Origin of the sequence: Acinetobacter sp. AND/436 (genome assembly GCF_049546925.1) — a bacterium.
Lineage (GTDB): Bacteria > Pseudomonadota > Gammaproteobacteria > Pseudomonadales > Moraxellaceae > Acinetobacter > Acinetobacter indicus.
Map to the genome: position 1 here is coordinate 39,937 of NZ_JBMXBO010000008.1, position 20,830 is coordinate 60,766.

Genomic DNA, 20,830 nt, shown 5'->3' on the forward strand with positions numbered 1-20,830 from the left:
AATGACTAAAAAAATTGCAATATTAACACAACCCTTGCATGTAAATTTTGGTGGAACATTACAAGCATTTGCATTACAAAAGACTCTGATTAGTATGGGGTATGAGGTAGAAACTCTTAATTATCAATGGAAGAAAATATCCGACTTAAAGAAGCTATTGTCAGTTCTTAAGCATAAAATTTTATCCAATAGACAAGTTTATCCATTTTTTGAAAAAGAGCTAGAAGTATTAAAATCGGAACATATAAGATTTATAGACAGCAATATTAATTACTCGCCTATTTTATACTCTATAGAAGAGATAAAAAAATATTTTAATAGTAAGGATTTTGATGCTGTTATTGTGGGGAGTGATCAGGTCTGGCGTGTAGCATACTCTCCACGTATTGAAAGTTTCTTTTTAGATTTTTTAAGTGATAAAAAAGGTATTAAAAAAATTGCATATTCAGCTTCATTTGGAATTGATGAGTGGCAGTTTGATACAGAAAAGACTTTAGAAATTAAGAGTTTATTATATCAATTTAATGCCGTTTCAGTGAGAGAGAGTTCTGCAGTTAGTTTATGTCAGCAATATTTAAATATAAAGGTTAAGCATACTCTAGATCCAACTCTTTTATTGGAAGCTAGAGAGTATCTAAAATTATTAAATTCTCAGCAAATAGATAGTAAGAATATCGGGAAAATTTTCGTGTATATTCTTGATAGAAATGAAAGTAAAAAGAAAATAATTAAGAGTATTTCTAAAAAACTAGGTAAGGAAACTTTTTATAATCAACCTGGAAAGACTGTTAAGGAAGGTTTTTTTATTAAAGACTTAGATCTCTATATTTATCCTCCTATAGAAAATTGGATAAAATCTTTTACTGAAGCTGATTTTATTGTGACTGATTCTTTTCACGGTACAGTATTTTCAATTATTTTCAACAAACCATTTATTTCAATTGTAAATAAAGAAAGAGGTGCTTCTAGGTTTGAATCTTTATTAAAGCAATTAGGTTTAATGAATAGAATGGTGAACGTCAGTTCTGAAATTTCTGATGATTTAATACATGATAAAATTGATTATGAGTTAGTGAATAAAAAATTAATAGATTTAAAGCGTAAATCTATTAATTTTTTAAAAGAAGCATTAGTTTAAATAAATCGGATAGTTTGAAATTTTTATGTCTAAAATATTAAGTTTGATTATTCCTGTTTACAATGTTGAAAAATATATTGAAGAATGCATTAATAGCGTAATCATACAATTGGATAATCGAATTGAAATTATCATTGTTAATGATGGCACTCCTGATAATTCTATGAAAATTATAGAGCATTGTTTAAAAGGTTTGCCCCAAAATTTAAAGGATTGCTTTATTATATTAAATCAAGAAAATCAAGGTCAAAGTGTTGCTCGTAATAATGCTTTAAATATTTCTACAGGTGAATATATTGCTTTTTTAGATTCAGATGACTTGATTTCGAAGGATTATTTTTCAAATATTTTCAAGGTTATTAATTTATGTAAACCAGATATTATCCGATTTAAATCTTCTAGATTTAAAAATAAGGTTGAAGTTAAACCTATATTTAATACTGGGTTAAATTTAGCTGGGTTTCAGGAGTTAGATGATAATCTCTTAATAAAAATATTTAATGAGGGTAGTTGGTTTCCATGGTTAAATATTTATAAGGCTGAAAATTTTAAGAATTATTTTTTTCCTGAAGGGGTTTATTTTGAGGATGCTCATATTATACCGGAAATTTTTTTAAATTCTAAAAATATTTACTTTATTAATGAAATTTTATATTTTTATAGGATAAATGAAACTGGTAGTTTATTGGATTCGAGCTCTAAGAATATTGATAAGATAAAACTTAGTTTTGAAAAAATTTTAGAAGAATATGGAGCTAGAGTCAAATCAAATAAAATATATTCATCTTCTTTTGTTGCTTTGAGTCAGATTTATATTAGTTTTATTTTGAAAAATTTTGGATGGTATAATGCATTTTTAGAACAAAATAAGATAAAAAATTATATGAAAAATATTGATAAAAGATACTTGATGAAAAGAGGGCATCAACTATATTATAGGTTTGGTTTGGTATTTGTTTTTATTTTAAGTATTGGAGGGAAGCTGAAATGAAAAAAGTTTGTTTTCTTGTTGGTAATTTAAATGAATCAGGAGGAACGGAGAGGGTACCTACATTAATAGCTAATAAATTGGTAAATATTGGTTATGATGTTAGTATATTAAATTTAGTAGATGGTAAAGATCCTTTTTTTTCGCTTGATTCAAAAGTGAAAAATTTTTCTTTATATGAAAGGAAACTTTCTTTTAAGAAAAATTACTTAGGTGCTATTTATAAAATTAGAAACTTTGTTAAAGAAAAAAGAATAACGCATTTAATCGTTGTTGATAGTGGTAACTGTCTTTTTACGATCCCAGCTCTTGCTTATTTAGATATAAAGCATATTTGTTGGGAGCACTTTAACTTTAAGAATAATAATGGAGCAAAACAAAGAGATTGGAGCCGTATATTAGCAGCAAAATATTGTGATTTTGTTATTACTTTAACAAAAAAAGATAAAGAGTTTTGGTATCAAGGTATTAAAAAAGTTAAGGCACAAATAGTAACTATTCCAAACCCACAGCCTTATGAAGCTGTATATAGTTATCCTTCAAAATCAAATAAAGTTGTTTTAGCTGTTGGCAGATTACTTCCTGTTAAAGGTTATAATCTTCTATTGAGTGCGTGGAATCAAGTTGTTAAAAACCTCCCTGATTGGCAGTTAATTATAGTGGGAGAAGGAAGGGAGCGTTCAAATTTAACTGAATTCATTAACGAAAATAACTTACATAATAATGTTAAATTGGTTGGTAATACAAAAAATGTAACTCAGTATTATGAACAAGCAAGCATCTACTGCTTGAGCTCTTATTATGAGGGTTTTCCAATGGTTTTGCTGGAAGCTCAAGCATTTGGCTTACCTATTGTTGCTTTTGATTGTGATACAGGTCCTAACGATATTGTTATGCAGGGGATTAATGGGCTGTTAGTTCCACCAACTGATTACCAAAAGCTTTCAGAATCACTTATAAAATTAATGAGTATGCCTACTGAAAATTACAATGATATGGTGATTGCGAGTAAAAAAGTAGCTCAAAAATTTACTATTGATAATGTAATAGATGCTTGGATCAATATTTTAAAGTAGTTTAACTATAGGTATAATTTATATTATTGCCTTTTCTATTTAAAAATCGGTGACAAATGATGAGAAAGATAAAATTTATTAAAATTAAGAGAAGGTTAAACTAAATTATTCATAATCTGTAATTGCACAATGGGTCGAGCTGTTGGGTAGCATTTAATATTTACGTATTTGATTTTTTTAATTATTTTGAGTAAAACATGAATATTCTTCATATTATATCTTCTCCTGCATCTGGTGGTGCTGAAGTTTATGTTAAAGATTTAGCTAAATACTTAGCTGGTCAGGGTCATAATTTACATATAGCTTTTTTAAGTAATGCATCTGATATTGGTAGAGATAGCATATATGAAGAAAATTTTCTGAATGATTTAAAATTCTCAGGAATTCATATTTATATCATTGGTAACGAAACTCGTAAAAAACCATGGTTAGGTATGCTTCGTATCAAAAAGTATATTTCTGATCATAATATTGATATTTGTCATACTCATTTAGCTTTTGGGATACTATTTACCACTTTAAGCTCAGTTCCTGTTGTTTATACTCATCACTCTATGGAACCACGATGGGGAAAATTTTTATATCAAGTTTTCAATCGACTTGTAGATGAGTATGTTGGCATTTCCAACAAATGTGCTAAAGCTTTAGAAAGCTATACAATGCGTAATATCAATACAATCCCAAATGCTGTTTCAGAAGAAAAATTTATTGGTTATAAGCGGGCAAGAGTACCGAATGATGTTATTAATATTGTCATGGTTGGCCGTCTCACCGTACAAAAAGACTATATGAATATGTTGAGAGCTCTTAATGTTTTGGATGAAAAATTAAGAGCTAATCTAAGAGTGAAAATAGCTGGAGAAGGTGAAATTAACTATAAGAGTCAATTGTTAGAATATATAAACAAGAATAATTTAAATGAAGTGGTGGCGTTTGTTGGTGTTCAAACAAATATCCCTGAGTTCTTGTATAAAGCAGATATATTTCTTATGAGTTCTGCTTGGGAAGGATTGCCTATAGCATTAACAGAAGCTACTGTATCTGGTTTACCTTGTATTGTGACTGATGTTGGTGGATGTGCAGAAGTTATTGTGAATAGTGGAAATGGTATTGTTGTTGCTCCCCAAAACCCCCAGGATTTGGCCGAGGCTATCACTAGCTTAGTTAATCAACCTAATCTTATAGAACAGTATTCTAGAAATGCTCTTCACAACTCAGCTCAGTATTCAATCTCGAAAGCTGCACAACTACACTTGCATTTATATAGCAAAATGCTTAAATAAAGACACATCATTTATTAACATTATTTAATTTATATCAATATTGAGCTTAAAAATGTCACTCAAAGAAAGTTTAGTTCGTTTTAGTCCTCATTTTATTCAAAATCTAGCTGTTACGTTATTTAATGTATATCAGTATAAAATACGACATGGGGGGAGCTATTCTGATTTTAGAGAATATTATAAAAAAGTAGATCGTTTCTCAAAAGATGAACTAGAGCAGGAAGTCAATATCAAGAAAAGTAACTTTTTGACTTATGTTATAAATAATTCAGAATGGTATAAAGAAGAAAAATTAGACAATTTAGATAAAGCTAAAGTGCTTGAAAAAGAAGATATTATTAATAATTTAAATAAAATAAAAACAATAGCTGAGTCTGAAGGGATTGTAAGTTTAACAGGAGGCACAACAGGTGCCTCTATGAAAGTAATTTATACAAAAAAAGATATGCAAGAACGTTTTGCTATTTTAGATCATTTTCGTGCACAGCATGGTTATGCGCTAGGCAAAAAAACAGCATGGTTTTCTGGTAAAAACTTAATTACTCAAAAAGATATAAAAAAAGGAATTTGTTCACATTATGATTTTATAAATAAAATTAGGTTCTATTCTACTTTTCTAATCAATGAAAAAAACTTTGATGTGTATTGGAAGTCTTTAAATGAGTTTCAACCTGAATTTTTAGTCGGCTTTCCCTCTAGTGTGTTTGAAATTTGTCAAATTGCCAAGGCCAAAGGTTTAAAATATACGGGCAAGGCAAAAGTTTTTTTCCCAACAGCAGAAACAGTATTATCAGAACACCGTCACGTGATTTCTGAAGTCCTAGGCTGTAAATTGGTAGATCAATATGCTTCTTCAGAAGGTGCACCCTTTATACTAGAATGCAGTGCTGGACATTTGCATATTCATCCTTTAACAGGAATTTTTGAAGTTGTGGATGATAATTTAAAACCTGCTCAAGCCGGGCAAATGTTAGTAACTTCTTTCACAACACATGGCACACCACTAATACGTTATCGGATCGGTGACTCAATTACTTTAGCAGATTCTACAAAAAAATGTGTGTGTGGTTCTATTTTTCCATTAGTTGAACGTATAGAGGGGCGTACAAATGATTATATTCTTTCTCCTACCCATGGTAAGGTAAATTTAGGTAATATTAGTAATTCTACTAAAGATACTAAAGGGATTGTATGTTTTCAACTTATTCAAGATAAGGTGGATCATGTAGAAGTAAAAATTGTAGTAAATAATGAATTTGATAATAAACAGGAATCAAATTTTATTTCTGCTTTAAGAGAAAGAGTTGGTAATGATATTCAGTTGAATATAAGATATGTTGAAAGTATAGAGAAAGAAAAAAGTGGAAAATTTAGAATCGTTAAGAACTTAATAGGCCAATAATTATGTTGGAGTTTGATTTTTATCAAAATAACTTAACTTTACTATTTTTAATAATTAGTTTTATTATTGTTTTTATTTTTGGTAGTAAAAGCAAAGCAGATATTAAAGTTATTAGCATTTTGTTTTTTTGGCATACTGCTTTTTCAATTTTTTATTTTTATTTTACATTGTATAATGCGGCGGATGCGATAAACTATTATAGAATGTCCTTAGCTGATAATATTAACTTTTATCCTGGCTCTCCTTTTATTTATTATTTTTCTTCTATATTTTCTAAGGGGTTAGATGCAAGTTATCTAAATGTTACCTTAGTATATAATACTTTAGGATTATTAGGGCTTGTGTTTTTATATCATTCTTTAAAAAAATATCTTGAAAAACTTCCTTGGTATTGGTTTTTCTTATTATTTATACCTTCTATGAGTTTTTGGAGTGCTGGGTTAGGTAAAGATGCAATATCATTTTTTTCAGTATGTTTATTTTTATATGCTATAACTTCTAATAAAAATCTATATGTTCTCTTTCCAATATCATTTTTCTTTATGTTTATGGTACGACCACATATAGCATTAATGATGATTGTATCCTTTGTAATTTATTTTATTCTTCGATCTCAAGTACATTTATTAGTTAAATTGACTACCTTGCCTATTATTATAGCGGCAGTTGTTGTTTCCTCTGGTTTTGTACAGCAATATGTAGGGTTAGATGAAGCATCAATTGACAGTATTAGTGGTTATGTAGATGATCGTCAAAATTCTAACCAAGGAGGAGGTTCTTCTATAGATTTACAATCCATGAGTTATCCTGTACAAATATTTACTTATGTATTTAGACCTTTACCTTTTGATGCTCATAGTGCATTAGCTTTATTTACCAGTATTGAAAATACTATACTGTTAATATTATTTTTATATGTCTTGTTTAAAAATAAGTTTAGACTAAATTATTTTGTAGAGGGTAAAAATACCTGGTTATTAATTTATGCATTTTTGACATGTAGTATGTTAGCAATTACTACAGCAAATTTAGGTATTGCTACTCGTCAAAAATGGATGTTTATGCCAATTTTAATTTATTTATTAGTTTATGCTTTCTATCGTTACAAACAATCTCAGCATACGAATAGTACTAAAAAATGAAATTCTTAATAATATCTAGTTTTTTACCTTCAGTATTAAATTTCCGTGGAAAGTTACTCGAAGCCATCCATCAGCAAGGCTATGAAATCCACATTATTGCCCCTGATTTGGCTTCTTTTCCTGCCGAGCATGAAAAACTACTAGGTTTAGGTTATTACGTACATGAAGTTTCCATGCAGCGTACAGGTACCAACCCGGTAGCAGACTTAAAAACATTACGGGCAATGTATAATTTAATGAAAAAAATAAAACCAGACTATGTATTGTCTTATACCATTAAACCTGTGATTTATGGCACATTAGCCGCGTGGTTAGCCAAAGTACCACATCGTTTTGCACTGATTACAGGTTTAGGCTACGCCTTTCAAAGTGTAGAATACGGCAGTAAGCGTAGTTTTTTTCAAAAAATAGTACATGGTTTATATCAGCAAGCACTTTCACATAGTCATAAAGTCTTTTTTCAAAATCCAGATGATTTAAAGCTTTTTCAAGATTTAAAACTTTTGCAACCTAATTTGCCTACAGTGGTGGTTAACGGCTCAGGGGTGAATGTTACGGACTTTAATGTATTGCCTTTTCCTGTGAATGCACAAAATAATCCTAAACTTTCATTTTTACTCATTGCTCGGTTATTGGGTGACAAAGGCGTAAGAGAGTATGCGGAAGCAGCGAAGCTAATTAAACTGCAGTATCCAGAAGTTGAGTTCCATTTGGTGGGCTGGATTGATGAAAATCCTTCAGCCATTCGTCAGCAAGAATTGGATCAATGGGTGGCCAGTAATATATTAAAGTACTGGGGGAAACTAACTGATGTTCGCCCTGCAATTGCAGAGAGTTCGGTTTATGTTTTGCCGTCATATCGTGAAGGTACACCCCGTACAGTTTTAGAAGCCATGGCCATGGGACGGGCAATTATTACTACAGATGCTCCGGGTTGTCGTGAAACTGTAATTCAGGGCGAAAATGGCTTTTTAGTTGAAGTAAAATCTGTAAATAGTCTGATGAATGCCATGCAAGAGTTTATAAACAATCCTGCACTTATTGAGCAAATGGGGCAACGCTCCAGAGAAATTGCTTTAAATAAATATGATGTGCATCAAGTTAACCGGCATATGATGCAAGAAATGGGTTTAATATAAATGCTAAAACGCCTTCTCGATATTATCATCGCTTCCATCGCCCTGATCCTGCTTTCACCACTTTATTTTTATGTGGCACATAAAGTGAAAAAAAATCTAGGTTCGCCTGTTTTATTTCGTCAGGTACGCCCGGGTTTACACGGAAAACCGTTTGAAATGATTAAATTTCGCAGTATGAAAGACGCGGTAGATGCTCAAGGCAACCCCCTACCAGACAGTGAACGTCTAACACCATTTGGTAAAATGTTACGTTCAACGAGTCTTGATGAAATGCCTGAACTATGGAATGTGATTAAAGGCGATATGAGCATTGTCGGGCCGCGTCCATTGCTGATGGAATATTTACCCCTTTATAACGAAGAACAAGCCAAGCGTCATCTGGTCCGTCCGGGTATGACTGGTCATGCACAAGTGAATGGACGTAATGCCATAAGCTGGGAAGAAAAATTTAAACTCGATACGTGGTATGTAGAAAATCAATCGATCTGGTTAGATTTTAAAATTATGCTGAAAACGGTGAAAAAAGTGCTCGCCAAAGATGATATTAACGAAGCAGGCGGAGCGACCATGACTAAATTTACGGGTACAAAATCGGATCAACAGCATGACTGAACTATATGCAGTATATGGCGCTTCAGGCTGTGGGCGTAGCTTGATGCCAGTGGCAAGAGCCCAATTAAAGCGTTTGGGAAATCCTGCTGAAATCGTATTTATAGATGATAGCTTAGTTGTAGAAACCATAATCAATTCGCATCGAGCCATGAATTATGCGGCATTTAAAGCACACCCTGCGACTCAAAAACATGTATTAATTGCGATTGCCAATAGTCAAGTACGTGAAAAAATTTCAATACAACTTGAACAAGATGCAATTGAGCTCTGGAGTGTTCAGGCAGATAATGTAGTGCTGATGGATGAGGTTGAAATTGCCACAGGTGCAGCACTCAGTCCTTTTGTGAGCATTACCTCAAATATAAAAATTGGTAAATGCTTTCATGCCAACTTATATAGCTATGTCGAGCATGACTGTGTGATTGGTGATTATGTCACTTTTGCCCCTGGTGTAAAGTGTAATGGTAATATTCATATTGAAGACCATGCCTATATTGGAAGTGGTGCTGTCATTAAGCAGGGTACCCCAGACCAACCGCTAGTTATTGGTAAAGGAGCTGTGGTGGGTATGGGAGCTGTTGTCACAAAAAGCGTACCACCCGGTGTAACCGTTATTGGCAACCCAGCGCGTATACTTGAAAAGAAGTAGTTTTTTAATATTTAAAGAATCAGATTATTCCAGGATAAACCATGCTAAATACTGCCTTTGAACCATGGCCAAGCTTTACTCAACAGGAAGCAGATGCCGTATCTCAAGTATTGCTCTCGAACAAAGTGAATTACTGGACCGGGCAGGAGTGTCGCGAATTTGAAAAAGAATTTGCCCGCTTTGCAGGAACTCAATATGCCGTGGCACTGGCCAATGGTACAGTGGCGCTAGATGTTGCGCTTAAGGCATTAGGCATAGGCACTGGGGATGATGTGATTGTTACTTCACGTACATTCTTAGCATCTGCCAGCTCGATTGTGACTGCTGGGGCCAATCCGGTGTTTGCCGATGTAGAACTCGACTCACAAAATATTTCTGCCCGTACCATAGAAGCAGCACTAACTCCAAATACCAAAGCGATTATTTGCGTGCATTTGGCGGGCTGGATGTGTGATATGGACCCGATTATGCAACTGGCGCAGGACAAAGGCCTGTATGTTATTGAAGACTGTGCACAGGCACATGGTGCCATGTACAAAGGCAAGCCTGCCGGATCAATTGGACATATTGGTGCCTGGTCATTCTGTCAGGACAAAATTATGACCACAGGTGGCGAAGGTGGTATGGTCACCACCAATGATGAACAGCTCTGGAAAAAAATGTGGTCGTATAAAGACCATGGTAAAAATTACGACAGCATTTATCACAAACAGCATCCACCCGGGTTTCGCTGGTTACACGACTCTTTTGGCACCAACTGGCGCATGATGGAAATGCAAGCCGTGATTGGTCGACTGCAGTTGCAGCGGATGCCAGAATGGACACAAAAACGCACCGAGTATGCCCAACGTATTTTAAAGGTATTTCAGGACAGTCCGTATTTTAGCGTGCATTATCCGAACAGTGATTATGTCCATGCCAACTATAAGTGCTATGTACAAGTCAATACAGCGCAGTTGCCAGAAGGCTGGTCACGTGACCGGATTATGGCAGACATCAATGCACTGGGCGTGCCTTGCTTTAGTGGTTCCTGTTCAGAAGTGTATTTAGAACATGCATTTGATGGTACGCCATGGCGACCCGCCCAGCGTCTAGCCAATGCCCAGCAACTGGGTGAAAGCAGTCTGATGTTCCTGGTGCATCCAACCTTATCGGAAGATAATATTCGCACAACCGAACAGGCGATTGCCCAGGTGATTCAGCGTATCTAATTCAATATGCGCTACAATAATGTCATATAAAAAATGCATCAACTGATGCATTTTAAAAACTGAGTTTAATTGCAGTTTAATCATTCCAATATTAACAATTGAACTGAGCTGTACTATTCTTATTGAGAAGACACATCAAGTGAAATCCGTCATCCTACCTCTTGTCGAATCCCCCCGTGCTGCCAAACTGGCTTTCCTGGTCATTCTGGATTTCTGTGTATTTCCAGTCCTAATCTGGCTGTGTTATGCCATTCGTCAGTTTGACCTTGGTGCAGAGGTGGTGCCGAATATTCCGTTTGGTTCACTGTGGGTCAGTGCAATTGCGGTTATCCTGCTGTTTGTGTTTGGGGTGTACCGCTTTATTGTACGTACCTACAATGAAGTGTTTATGGTCAAGTTGGGCCTGGCGACCTTTCTGGCGGTGGCGGGACTCTATGCCTTGGCCTATTTAACAGATGCTTTTATTCCAACCTCAATTCCATTGATGTTCGGCTTTATGATGTTCGCCTGGGTGTGGTTTAGCCGTGGGATCATCCGTTTTATTGTCCGTTCTTATGTACAGGCGGGTATCCCAAAAAAACGCATCGCAATTTATGGGGCAGGCAATGCCGGTCAACAGGTCGCTGCGACCTTAAACCGCTCTAATGAACATTTACCCATTTTATTTATTGATGATAATCCATCTTTAAGTGGACAGAATATTGGCGGGATTGATGTCTATCTGCCGGAAACAGCACTTAAATGTTTTGCCAAATTGCGGATTGATGAAATTTTAATCGCCTTGCCCTCTGTGGGACGTAGCCGCAAAAGTGAAATCGTCAAATTTCTGGAACCTGCCCATTTAAAAATTACCGAAATTCCGGGGCTGACCAAACTGGTGGATGGTGAAATCCGTGTCTCCGATATTCAGGAAGTTGATATTATTGACTTGCTGGGTCGTGATCCGGTGCCGCCTGTGGCAGAACTGCTGGAAAAAAATATCAAAGACAAAGTGGTAATGGTCACAGGTGCCGGTGGTTCAATTGGTTCCGAATTATGCCGCCAGATTATTAAAAACCAGCCGCAGAAACTGGTCATCTATGAGCTGACCGAATTTGCCCTGTACAGTATTGATAAAGAACTGCGTCTGGCATCCAATGTCGAAATTATTCCGATTCTGGGTACGGTCTTGGATCAGGCCAAACTGGAACGGATTATTGAACAATACGCAGTGCAAACCGTCTATCATGCGGCAGCGTATAAACATGTACCGTTGGTAGAATGTAACCCGATTGCTGGCCTGAAAAATAATGCAATTGGTACCGCTTTTAGTTTAAATGCAGCCGTTAAAAATGGCGTCGAAACCTTTGTACTGATTTCAACCGATAAAGCCGTGCGTCCGACCAATGTCATGGGGGCATCAAAACGTATGGCTGAGCTGTACTGTCAGGCCATGGCGGAAGCGCAGGACCAGACCCAGATCAGTATTGTACGTTTTGGTAACGTGCTTGGTTCATCGGGTTCTGTGGTGCCACTATTTAAACAGCAGATTGCCAAGGGCGGCCCGATTACCGTGACCCATCCGGATGTGACCCGTTTCTTTATGACCATTCCTGAAGCCTCACAGCTGGTGATTCAGGCTGGTGCCTTGGGTCATGGTGGTGATGTGTTCCTGCTGGATATGGGCGAGCCGGTACGGATTCAGGACCTGGCCCGTCAGATGATTGCGCTCAGTGGCCTGAAAGTCCGTGAAGCCGACAGTCAGGATGGTGATATTGAAATCCAGTACTCCGGTTTACGTCCCGGTGAAAAACTTTACGAAGAATTACTGATTGATGCTGATAATACCGAAATGACACAACACAGCCGGATTTTACGTTCTTATGAAAAAATGTATCCTCTGGATGAGTTATTGCAGGTCTTTGAACGCTTCAATGATTTAACCGCGGTGCAATCGGATATTGATTGGGCATTAAGCCAGCTGGAGCACTATGTTGATGGCTATCAACGTGGTAAAGAAGTTAAAGTAAATTAAAATATTGAGATCAGGTTAAAGTATATGATTAAGAAGGCGATTTTACCTGTTGCAGGTTTGGGTACCCGTTTTTTACCAGCCAGTAAATCTATTCCCAAAGAAATGGTGACGGTGGTCGATCGTCCAGCGATTGAATATGTGGTGCGTGAAGCGGTTGCTGCCGGTATTGAACAGATTATTCTGGTCACACATTCTTCCAAAGCGTCAATTGAAAACTACTTCGATCGTAACTTTGAACTGGAAACCACATTAGAGCAGAAGCAAAAGTGGGATTTGCTAAAAGAAATTACCGAAATTTTACCGCCGCAGGTCAGCGTGGTCAGTGTGCGTCAGCCACAGCCGCTGGGCCTGGGTCATGCGGTGCTGTGTGCCAAAGATATTGTCGGCGATGAGGCTTTTGCCGTGTTATTGCCAGATGTGCTGGTCAAAGATCAGGCAGAAAAAAATGATCTGGCCTTGATGATTGAACGTTTTAATGCCACACAAGCGGCGCAGATTATGGTCGAAGCTGTGCCGGAGCATCTGGTCGATCAGTATGGCATTGTGGATGTTGCCGCTGCTCCTGCAGAAGGCCAGAGTGCGGAAATGCAGGGGATTGTCGAGAAACCAGCGGTCGGTACGGCACCGTCTAATCTTTCCGTGATCGGGCGTTATGTATTGCCGGCCAAAATTATGCAGCTATTGGCCACCACGCCAAAAGGGGCTGGGAATGAAATCCAGCTGACCGATGCCATTGCCGCATTACAGCAGCTGGAAACCGTCGAAGCCTACCGCATGAAAGGCCAGACCTTTGATTGCGGCAGCAAACTGGGCTATTTAAAGGCCGTCTTGCATTACGGAGTGGACCATCCAAGTTTAGGTGTAGCATTTAAACAGTTGATTCAAGAACTTAAAGACTAATACAGGGCAGAGGTCAGCATGAAGGTTGCAGTTTTTGGTCAAACGCTTTATGCCGGGGTGATGGCGGCGCTATTGGCAGAATGTGGGCACAAGGTCTATTGGTGTGACATTTTCGGGCAAGATAGCCCGGAAGCACCTGATTTTCAGGATGAGGCAGTTAATCGCCTGCTGCAGCAGCAACATGCCCAAGGCTTCCTGCATTACTGTAGCCTGAAAGAGCTGGGGCTAGAGATTGATATTTATCTGTTTAGCCTGAACCCGACTGAAGAGCCACTACTGATTGAACTGTTGCAGCAGCTCCAGCAGCGCCCGATCATTCATCCGAAACTGATGATCAATGCCTCGACCCTCGGTCTGCAGGGGACGGCACGTCTGAAACAGCTACTACCTGAAGATGACTGGGTGTATTTGCCGGATATGAGTCAGGAAGGGAATGCGCTGGCCAGTATCACCCAGGCGGAACAACTGACTGTGGGCTGTATGAATCCACAGGTGCAAAGCAAAGTACAAGAGTTTTTACGTCCACTATTTCCACGCAAGCAGCAATATCTGTTTATGCCGGTGCTGGATGCGGAATTTACCAAGCTGAGCATTTCCGGCATGCTGGCGACCCGAATCAGTTACATCAATGACTTGGCTGTGGTGGCCGAAAAACTGGGTATTGATATTGAACATGTGCGCCAGGGCATGGCTGCTGATAGCCGGATTGGCGCGTCCTATATGTATCCCGGTGCCGGTTTTGGTGGGGAAAATTTCTCGCATGATGTTTTAACCCTAGCCAATACCGTGTCAACCACCGGTGTCAAAAGCCAGCTTTTGGCCCAGGTCTGGGAAATTAACGAGCAGCAAAAAGAACTGCTATTTCGCAAACTGTGGAACTATTATCAGGGCAATTTAAAAGGCAAAACCATTGCCATCTGGGGCGCGGCCTTTAAGGAAAATACTTCACGCGTGCACCATTCACCGATTCACGCCATGCTCAAGGCACTCTGGGCGCAAGGACTCACGGTTAAATTACACGATCCGCAAGCCTTGCCGGAAATTCAGGCATTGTATGGCGAACGCGATGATCTGATCTTGTGTCAGGACCAGTATGAAGCCGTCAAAGACAGCCATGCGCTGTGTCTGTTAACCGCCTGGAAACATTACTGGAGTCCGGACTATAAAACCCTGCTCAACAGTATGCATCATCCACTAATTTTAGATGGACGTAATATCTATGATCCGCAATTTGTCAAAGCGCAGGGCTTTGCCTATATGGGAGTAGGACGCTAATGAGCAGTTCAGCAGCGGTACATACGCGTGATTCACTGTTATTACAGTTACAAAGCTTAAAAAATCAGTTTGAACAGCGTCATTTAACCGATTTATTTGCACAGGATGCGCAGCGTTTTGAGCACTTTTCTGTAGGCTTAAAATCGCTGGTTTTTGATTATAGCAAACAGCGGATCGATGCCGAAGTACTGGCGCAGCTGATTCGTTTTGCTGAGGCACATGACTTATCGGGCTGGATCAACACCCTGTTTTCCACTGACCCGATTAACTATACCGAACAGCGTGCAGCCATGCATTGGGCGCTGCGTTTGCCGGAACAGGACAGTACTCATCCGGAACTGGCGCAGCAGGTGCAGACCCAGCTACAGCGAATGTATCAGCTGGTAGAAAAAATTCATGCCGGACAATGCCGCGGTGCGACCGGTGAAGTAATTCAGGATGTGGTCAATATTGGCGTCGGCGGTTCAGACTTGGGACCTTTGATGGCCACTCAGGCACTGTCCGATTTTAAACATCCAAGTGCCAAGCCGCTGAGCGTACATTTTGTTTCGACCATGGATGGCAGCCAGCTCTCAGATTTACTGCATAAGCTGCGTCCGGAAACCACGCTATTTATTATTTCCTCTAAATCTTTTGGCACCATTGATACCTTGTCCAATGCACAAACCGTCCGTTTATGGCTGGAAAAAGCCTTGGGCAAACAGGCACGTGTATTACAGCATCATTTTGTTGGGGTATCGACCAAGCCTGATAAAATGACCGCATGGGGCATTGCACCAGAAAACCAGTTCCTGCTGTGGGATTGGGTCGGAGGCCGTTATTCCCTCTGGTCCTGTATCGGCTTGCCGATTGCGCTAATTATTGGCGTGGAAGGTTTTAAAGCCTTTCTGGCCGGGGCCTATGCGGTGGATCAGCATTTCCAGACCGCACCCTTTGCACAGAATATTCCGGTGTTGATGGGCCTACTCGGGATCTGGAATAATAATTTTCTGGATATTCAGACCCATGCAGTTTTGCCCTATGATGGCCGCTTAAAATATTTTGCCTCTTATCTGCAGCAGCTGGAAATGGAATCGAATGGTAAATCGATTCAGCGCAGTGGCGAAGCGGTGGAACTGGATACCTGTCCAATTGTCTGGGGAGAAGTAGGACCGAATGCCCAGCATGCGTTTTATCAGCTGCTGCATCAAGGGACACAGGCGGTCAGCTGTGATTTTATTGCGCCGGTGAAGCGCTACAATGCTAACCAGTTTACCTATGCAGAAAGTGCAGAGGCGCTGGTCGAGCAACATCATCTGGCGCTGTCTAACTGTCTGGCACAATCGCGCTTACTGGCTTTTGGTAATCAGGCGCTAGATCAGGCCGAGCTGGCCAGTCTGCCACCGTATAAGCAATATGCCGGTAATCAGCCGAGTTCAACCTTCTTGATTCAGGAACTGAATCCGTATAGCTTGGGGATGCTGATTGCCTTGTATGAGCATAAGGTGTTTGTCCAGTCGGTAATCTGGAATATTAACCCCTTTGATCAGTGGGGCGTAGAAAAGGGCAAGGAAATTGCCAATCAGCTGTTGCCAATTTTAAATGGCCAGCAGCAGGATGTATCGGCACTGGATGCTTCGACACAGGGTTTATTACACATTTTATTAGGAAAATCAGATGGCTAATATTCTGGTCACCGGTGGCGCCGGTTATATTGGTTCGCATACCTGTCTGGAGCTGCTCAATGCCGGGCATCAGGTGGTGGTGCTGGATAACCTGTCGAACAGTTCGGCAGAATCATTACAACGGGTACAAGAGCTGACCCAGAAAAGTCTTCATTTTATTGAAGGGGATATTCGGGATGGTGCCGGTCTGGATCAGCTGTTCCAGCAGCACAAGATTGATGCGGTGATTCATTTTGCCGGTCTTAAAGCGGTGGGGGAAAGTCAGCAAATTCCACTGGCTTATTTTGAGCATAATATTGCGGGTTCTATCAGTCTGGCCCAGGCGATGCAACGCGCAGGGGTGTTTAAACTGGTCTTTAGTTCCTCTGCAACGGTGTATGATGAAGCTAATACCTCTCCTTTAAATGAAGAAATGCCAACGGGGATGCCAAGCAACAATTATGGCTATACCAAACTGATTATTGAACAGTTATTGGAAAAACTGGCAGTTGCTGATGAGCGCTGGTCAATTGCCTTATTACGTTATTTTAATCCGGTTGGTGCGCATAAAAGTGGCCAGATTGGTGAAGACCCGCAAGGCATTCCAAATAACCTGATGCCGTATGTGACCCAGGTGGCTGTCGGTCGTCGTGAAAAACTTTCAATCTTTGGTAGCGATTACGATACCGTCGATGGCACAGGCGTCCGCGATTATATCCATGTGGTGGACCTGGCCAATGCACACTTATGCGCACTGAATAACCGTTTAAATGCCCAGGGCTGTCGTGCCTGGAATATTGGAACCGGAAACGGGATTTCCGTGTTACAGGTGAAAAATACCTTTGAACAGGTCAATGGGGTAGAGATTCCATTTGAACTGGCACCGCGCCGGGCGGGCGATGTGGCAACCTCTTTTGCAGACAATGGGCGTGCTATTGCCGAGTTAGGCTGGCAACCGCAGTATGGTCTGGAAGATATGCTGGCAGATAGCTGGAACTGGCAAAAACAGAATCCAAATGGCTATCGTTAAGTAGGTTCAGATCCTCGTACAATAAAAAAATGGAGCATTTATGCTCCATTTTTTGTTCTAAGCCTGAATTAAGCGGGTCAATTCATCGACATAGTCTTGCATTGGTTTGGGTTGCTGGTCACGGCGGCTTTCAATATTCAAACGCAGCAAAGGTTCGGTATTGGAGGCCCGCACATTAAAACGCCAGGCGCCAAAATCCAGACTGACGCCATCAGTCTGGTCAATGGCCGGATTCTGATCGGCATAGTGCTCAAAGATCTTTTGAATGGTGGCTTGAGTATCTGCTACTTTAAAGTTGATTTCGCCTGAGCACGGGAACTTGGCAATCATCTCTTCCACCAGACTCGATAAAGATTGACCGGTTTCAGACAGCACCGCAATTGCCAGTAGCCATGGAATCATGCCGCTATCACAATAGGCAAAGTCACGGAAATAGTGGTGAGCACTCATTTCTCCGCCATAAACCGCATTATGCTCACGCATCACATCTTTAATAAAGGCATGCCCTGATTTGGACTGGATTGCTTCACCCTGATACTGTTCCACCACATCAAAGGTGTTCCAGACCAGACGCGGATCATGCACAATTTTTTCACCGGACTGCTTCAGTAGGAAGGCTTGGGCTAGCAGCCCCACAATGTAATAACCTTCAATAAACTGGCCTTTTTCATCAAACAGGAAGCAGCGGTCAAAGTCGCCATCCCAGGCAATGCCCAGATCTGCGCCATGCGCCAGTACCGCCTCGCGGGTGCTATCGCGGTTTTCTACCAGAATTGGGTTCGGAATCCCGTTCGGGAAAGTGCCATCGGCTTCATGGTGAATTTTGACAAACTCCACCGGAACATTCAGGGCCTTGAATTTGTCTTCAATCGCATCAATCACATGACCTGCAGCACCATTGCCGGCATTCACCACCAGCTTCATTGGGCGAATCTTGGCTGGATCAATATAGGTCATCAGATGATCTACAAACGCCGGCAAAATATTGTAGGACTGGGTGGTTCCTTTAACTGCGACTTCGGTAAATGTACCGGCTTCTGCTAAGGCCTGAATTTCTTTTAAGCCAGTATCAGCACTGATTGGACGGGCATTTTCGCGTACCAGTTTCATGCCGTTATAGTCCATCGGGTTGTGACTGGCAGTGACTTCAATCCCGCCCTGGACATCCAGATGGAAGGCGGCAAAATAGACTTCTTCAGTACCGGTCATGCCCAGATCAAGGACATTTACACCTGCATCATTCAGGCCTTGGATGGTGGCCTGTTTTAAGTCTTCACTGCTTAAACGGATATCACAGCCAATCGCCACAGTTTTTGGCTGGTAAATCTGTCCATAGGCGCGACCAATTTTATAGGCAATCTCTTCGTTAAGTTCTGTACCGAGTTTGCCGCGAATATCATAGGCTTTAAAGCAAGTCAGTTGGGTCATTATTTGTTCTCCATGCAGAAGAAAAAAGGCCGGTGAACCAGCCTTTTTCTGTTTTGCTTATTCTACCGTCACCGATTTGGCCAGGTTACGTGGCTGATCCACATCGGTACCGCGCAGTACCGCAACATGATAGGACAGCAGCTGGACCGGAATGCTGTAGACAATTGGCGCCAGCACCGCACTGATTGATGGAATATGTACCACATGCTGACGCTCTTTGGTTTTAATGCCGCTGTGCTCATCAGCAAAGACAAACAGCTCGCCACCACGGGCCTGTACTTCTTCCATGTTGGATTTCAGTTTATCCAGCATGTCATCTTTTGGTGCCAGAATCACCACCGGCATTTCATTGTCGACCAGAGCTAGCGGACCATGTTTCAGTTCACCGGCGGCATAACCTTCGGCATGAATATAGGAAATTTCCTTCAGCTTCAGGGCACCTTCAAGCGCAATCGGGAACTGGGTGCCACGGCCGAGGAACAGGCAGTGGTTCTTTTCCACAAACAGCTCGGATAAGTGCAGAATCGCCGGGTTATGCTGCAGAGTATCCAGAATCACTTTTGGCGTGTGCCACAATTCCGCGATAATCTCGGTGACCGTTTTTTCAGCAATGCTTTGTTTGACCTGACCGATCTTCAGAATCAGCAGCATCAGCGCAGCCAGTTGCGTGGTAAAGGCTTTGGTTGATGCTACGCCAATTTCTGGTCCGGCTAGGGTTAACAGGCTGTGATGGGTTTCGCGCACCATTGACGAGGTGGCTACGTTACAAATTGCCATGGTGCAAATGTTTAGCGCTTTGGCTGCAGCACGTTTTTGGGTATCGCGCAGTGCAGCCAAGGTATCGGCCGTTTCACCTGACTGGGAAATACAGATGTACAGGGTGTTGTTGACAATTACCGGTGCGCGATAGCGGTACTCGCTGGCAATTTCGACCTGACACGGCACATCAATCAGCTGTTCAAACCAGTACTTGGCAATCATGCCGGCATGGTAGCTGGTACCGCAGGCAATAATCTGCACTTGCTGGATGTTGGCGAAGTCCTGCTCGGCCTGGGCCAGAAAGTCTTCACGCAGCGCATTGCCATTTAAGGCCTGAGAAATGGTTTGCTGAATCGCTTCTGGCTGCTCATAAATCTCTTTAAGCATGTAGTGCTTGTATTCACCTTTAGAGGCATTGCTGACCGTCGCATCCAGCTCTTTCACCGGACGATTCACCAGCTGACCATCCACAAAAACTTCAATGGTTTCACGGGTTAAACGGGCAATATCACCTTCTTCCAGATAAATAAAGCGATTGGTAATTGGCAACAACGCCAGCTGGTCCGAGCTGATAAAGTTCTCGCCAATCCCAACACCAATCACCAGTGGTGAACCTTCACGAACCGTGATCAGTTCATCCGGATGATCGGTATGGATAATACCGAGTGCATAGGCACCTTTGAGCTGTGGCACTACCTGTTTCACCGCTTCCAGTAAACTTGGGGTGGATTTCAGGGCATCATTGACCAGATGCGCAACCACTTCGGTATCGGTTTGCGAGGTAAATACATAACCAAGCGCTTCCAGATCATCTTTGAGTTCCTGGAAGTTTTCAATAATTCCGTTATGCACCACCGCCACATTGCCTGAAATATGCGGATGGGCATTATTTTCAGTTGGCTTGCCATGGGTCGCCCAGCGTGTATGTGCGATCCCCAACGAACCGGTTAATTCGGCTTCAATAACCGCCTGTTCCAGATTGGCCACTTTCCCGACACGACGTTCACGTAATACATGACCGCCATTGATTAGCGCCAGACCGGCAGAATCATAGCCACGGTATTCCAGACGCTTTAAGCCTTCAATCAGGATATTGCTAATATTACGTTCTGCAACGCCACCGACGATACCACACATAATC

General features: G+C 40.6%; 17 protein-coding genes. 15 read left to right on the forward strand and 2 right to left on the reverse strand.

Going from position 1 to position 20,830, the window contains the following annotated elements; genetic code table 11:
* Position 1 precedes the first annotated feature (1 nt).
* The 15 genes from ACPEPR_RS07915 (at position 2) to galE (ending at position 17,502) form a co-directional block, all read left to right on the forward strand.
* Positions 2-1,138: a polysaccharide pyruvyl transferase family protein gene (locus ACPEPR_RS07915; RefSeq protein WP_423562263.1), complete on the forward strand. Its 1,137-nt coding sequence runs from the start codon at positions 2-4 to the stop codon at positions 1,136-1,138.
* Positions 1,139-1,163: 25 nt separating this feature from the next.
* Positions 1,164-2,129, forward strand: coding sequence for a glycosyltransferase (locus ACPEPR_RS07920; protein ID WP_423562265.1), 966 nt, complete (start codon positions 1,164-1,166; stop codon positions 2,127-2,129).
* The gene (locus ACPEPR_RS07925; RefSeq protein WP_423562266.1) at positions 2,126-3,202 is read left to right on the forward strand and encodes a glycosyltransferase family 4 protein; all 1,077 of its coding nucleotides are present in this window, start codon (positions 2,126-2,128) and stop codon (positions 3,200-3,202) included. Before ACPEPR_RS07920 ends, ACPEPR_RS07925 begins: the two co-directional genes overlap by 4 nt.
* 197 nt (positions 3,203-3,399) lie before the next feature.
* Positions 3,400-4,485 carry a glycosyltransferase gene (locus tag ACPEPR_RS07930; protein WP_423562268.1) on the forward strand — a complete coding sequence of 362 codons (1,086 nt, stop codon included), beginning with the start codon at positions 3,400-3,402 and terminating at the stop codon, positions 4,483-4,485.
* Positions 4,486-4,537: 52 nt separating this feature from the next.
* On the forward strand, positions 4,538-5,887 hold the full coding sequence (locus ACPEPR_RS07935) for a phenylacetate--CoA ligase family protein (RefSeq protein WP_423562269.1): 1,350 nt from the start codon (positions 4,538-4,540) through the stop codon (positions 5,885-5,887).
* A 2-nt stretch (positions 5,888-5,889) separates the two neighbouring features.
* Positions 5,890-7,029, forward strand: coding sequence for a hypothetical protein (locus ACPEPR_RS07940; protein WP_423562270.1), 1,140 nt, complete (start codon positions 5,890-5,892; stop codon positions 7,027-7,029).
* Positions 7,026-8,168: a glycosyltransferase family 4 protein gene (locus ACPEPR_RS07945; RefSeq protein WP_423562271.1), complete on the forward strand. Its 1,143-nt coding sequence runs from the start codon at positions 7,026-7,028 to the stop codon at positions 8,166-8,168. The genes ACPEPR_RS07940 and ACPEPR_RS07945 overlap by 4 nt, the downstream gene beginning before the upstream one ends.
* A complete protein-coding gene (locus ACPEPR_RS07950) occupies positions 8,169-8,780 on the forward strand; it encodes a sugar transferase (protein ID WP_423562273.1) in 612 nt (203 codons plus the stop codon). It abuts the gene before it with no gap.
* Positions 8,773-9,429 carry an acetyltransferase gene (locus tag ACPEPR_RS07955; RefSeq protein WP_423562275.1) on the forward strand — a complete coding sequence of 219 codons (657 nt, stop codon included), beginning with the start codon at positions 8,773-8,775 and terminating at the stop codon, positions 9,427-9,429. The genes ACPEPR_RS07950 and ACPEPR_RS07955 overlap by 8 nt, the downstream gene beginning before the upstream one ends.
* A 41-nt stretch (positions 9,430-9,470) precedes the next feature.
* The gene (locus ACPEPR_RS07960; RefSeq protein ID WP_423562277.1) at positions 9,471-10,640 is read left to right on the forward strand and encodes a DegT/DnrJ/EryC1/StrS family aminotransferase; all 1,170 of its coding nucleotides are present in this window, start codon (positions 9,471-9,473) and stop codon (positions 10,638-10,640) included.
* A 139-nt stretch (positions 10,641-10,779) separates the two neighbouring features.
* Complete coding sequence (locus ACPEPR_RS07965) at positions 10,780-12,654, forward strand: polysaccharide biosynthesis protein (RefSeq protein ID WP_423562278.1); 1,875 nt, start codon at positions 10,780-10,782, stop codon at positions 12,652-12,654.
* A 24-nt stretch (positions 12,655-12,678) separates the two neighbouring features.
* The gene (galU, locus tag ACPEPR_RS07970) at positions 12,679-13,554 is read left to right on the forward strand and encodes a UTP--glucose-1-phosphate uridylyltransferase GalU (RefSeq protein ID WP_075167645.1); all 876 of its coding nucleotides are present in this window, start codon (positions 12,679-12,681) and stop codon (positions 13,552-13,554) included.
* 18 nt (positions 13,555-13,572) lie between these two features.
* Positions 13,573-14,829, forward strand: a complete 1,257-nt coding sequence (locus tag ACPEPR_RS07975) for a nucleotide sugar dehydrogenase (RefSeq protein ID WP_423562279.1) — start codon at positions 13,573-13,575, stop codon at positions 14,827-14,829.
* Positions 14,829-16,493: a glucose-6-phosphate isomerase gene (gene pgi, locus ACPEPR_RS07980; RefSeq protein ID WP_423562280.1), complete on the forward strand. Its 1,665-nt coding sequence runs from the start codon at positions 14,829-14,831 to the stop codon at positions 16,491-16,493. Before ACPEPR_RS07975 ends, pgi begins: the two co-directional genes overlap by 1 nt.
* Positions 16,486-17,502: a UDP-glucose 4-epimerase GalE gene (gene galE, locus ACPEPR_RS07985; protein WP_423562281.1), complete on the forward strand. Its 1,017-nt coding sequence runs from the start codon at positions 16,486-16,488 to the stop codon at positions 17,500-17,502. The genes pgi and galE overlap by 8 nt, the downstream gene beginning before the upstream one ends.
* Before the next feature lie 57 nt (positions 17,503-17,559).
* Here the strand turns inward: galE and ACPEPR_RS07990 are convergent, their stop codons facing one another.
* Positions 17,560-18,930: a phosphomannomutase CpsG gene (locus ACPEPR_RS07990; RefSeq protein WP_423562282.1), complete on the reverse strand. Its 1,371-nt coding sequence runs from the start codon at positions 18,928-18,930 to the stop codon at positions 17,560-17,562.
* A gap of 57 nt (positions 18,931-18,987) precedes the next feature.
* Positions 18,988-20,826 (reverse strand): glutamine--fructose-6-phosphate transaminase (isomerizing), encoded by a 1,839-nt coding sequence (gene glmS / locus ACPEPR_RS07995; protein ID WP_286391632.1) that lies wholly within the window; start codon positions 20,824-20,826, stop codon positions 18,988-18,990.
* Positions 20,827-20,830 lie beyond the last annotated feature (4 nt).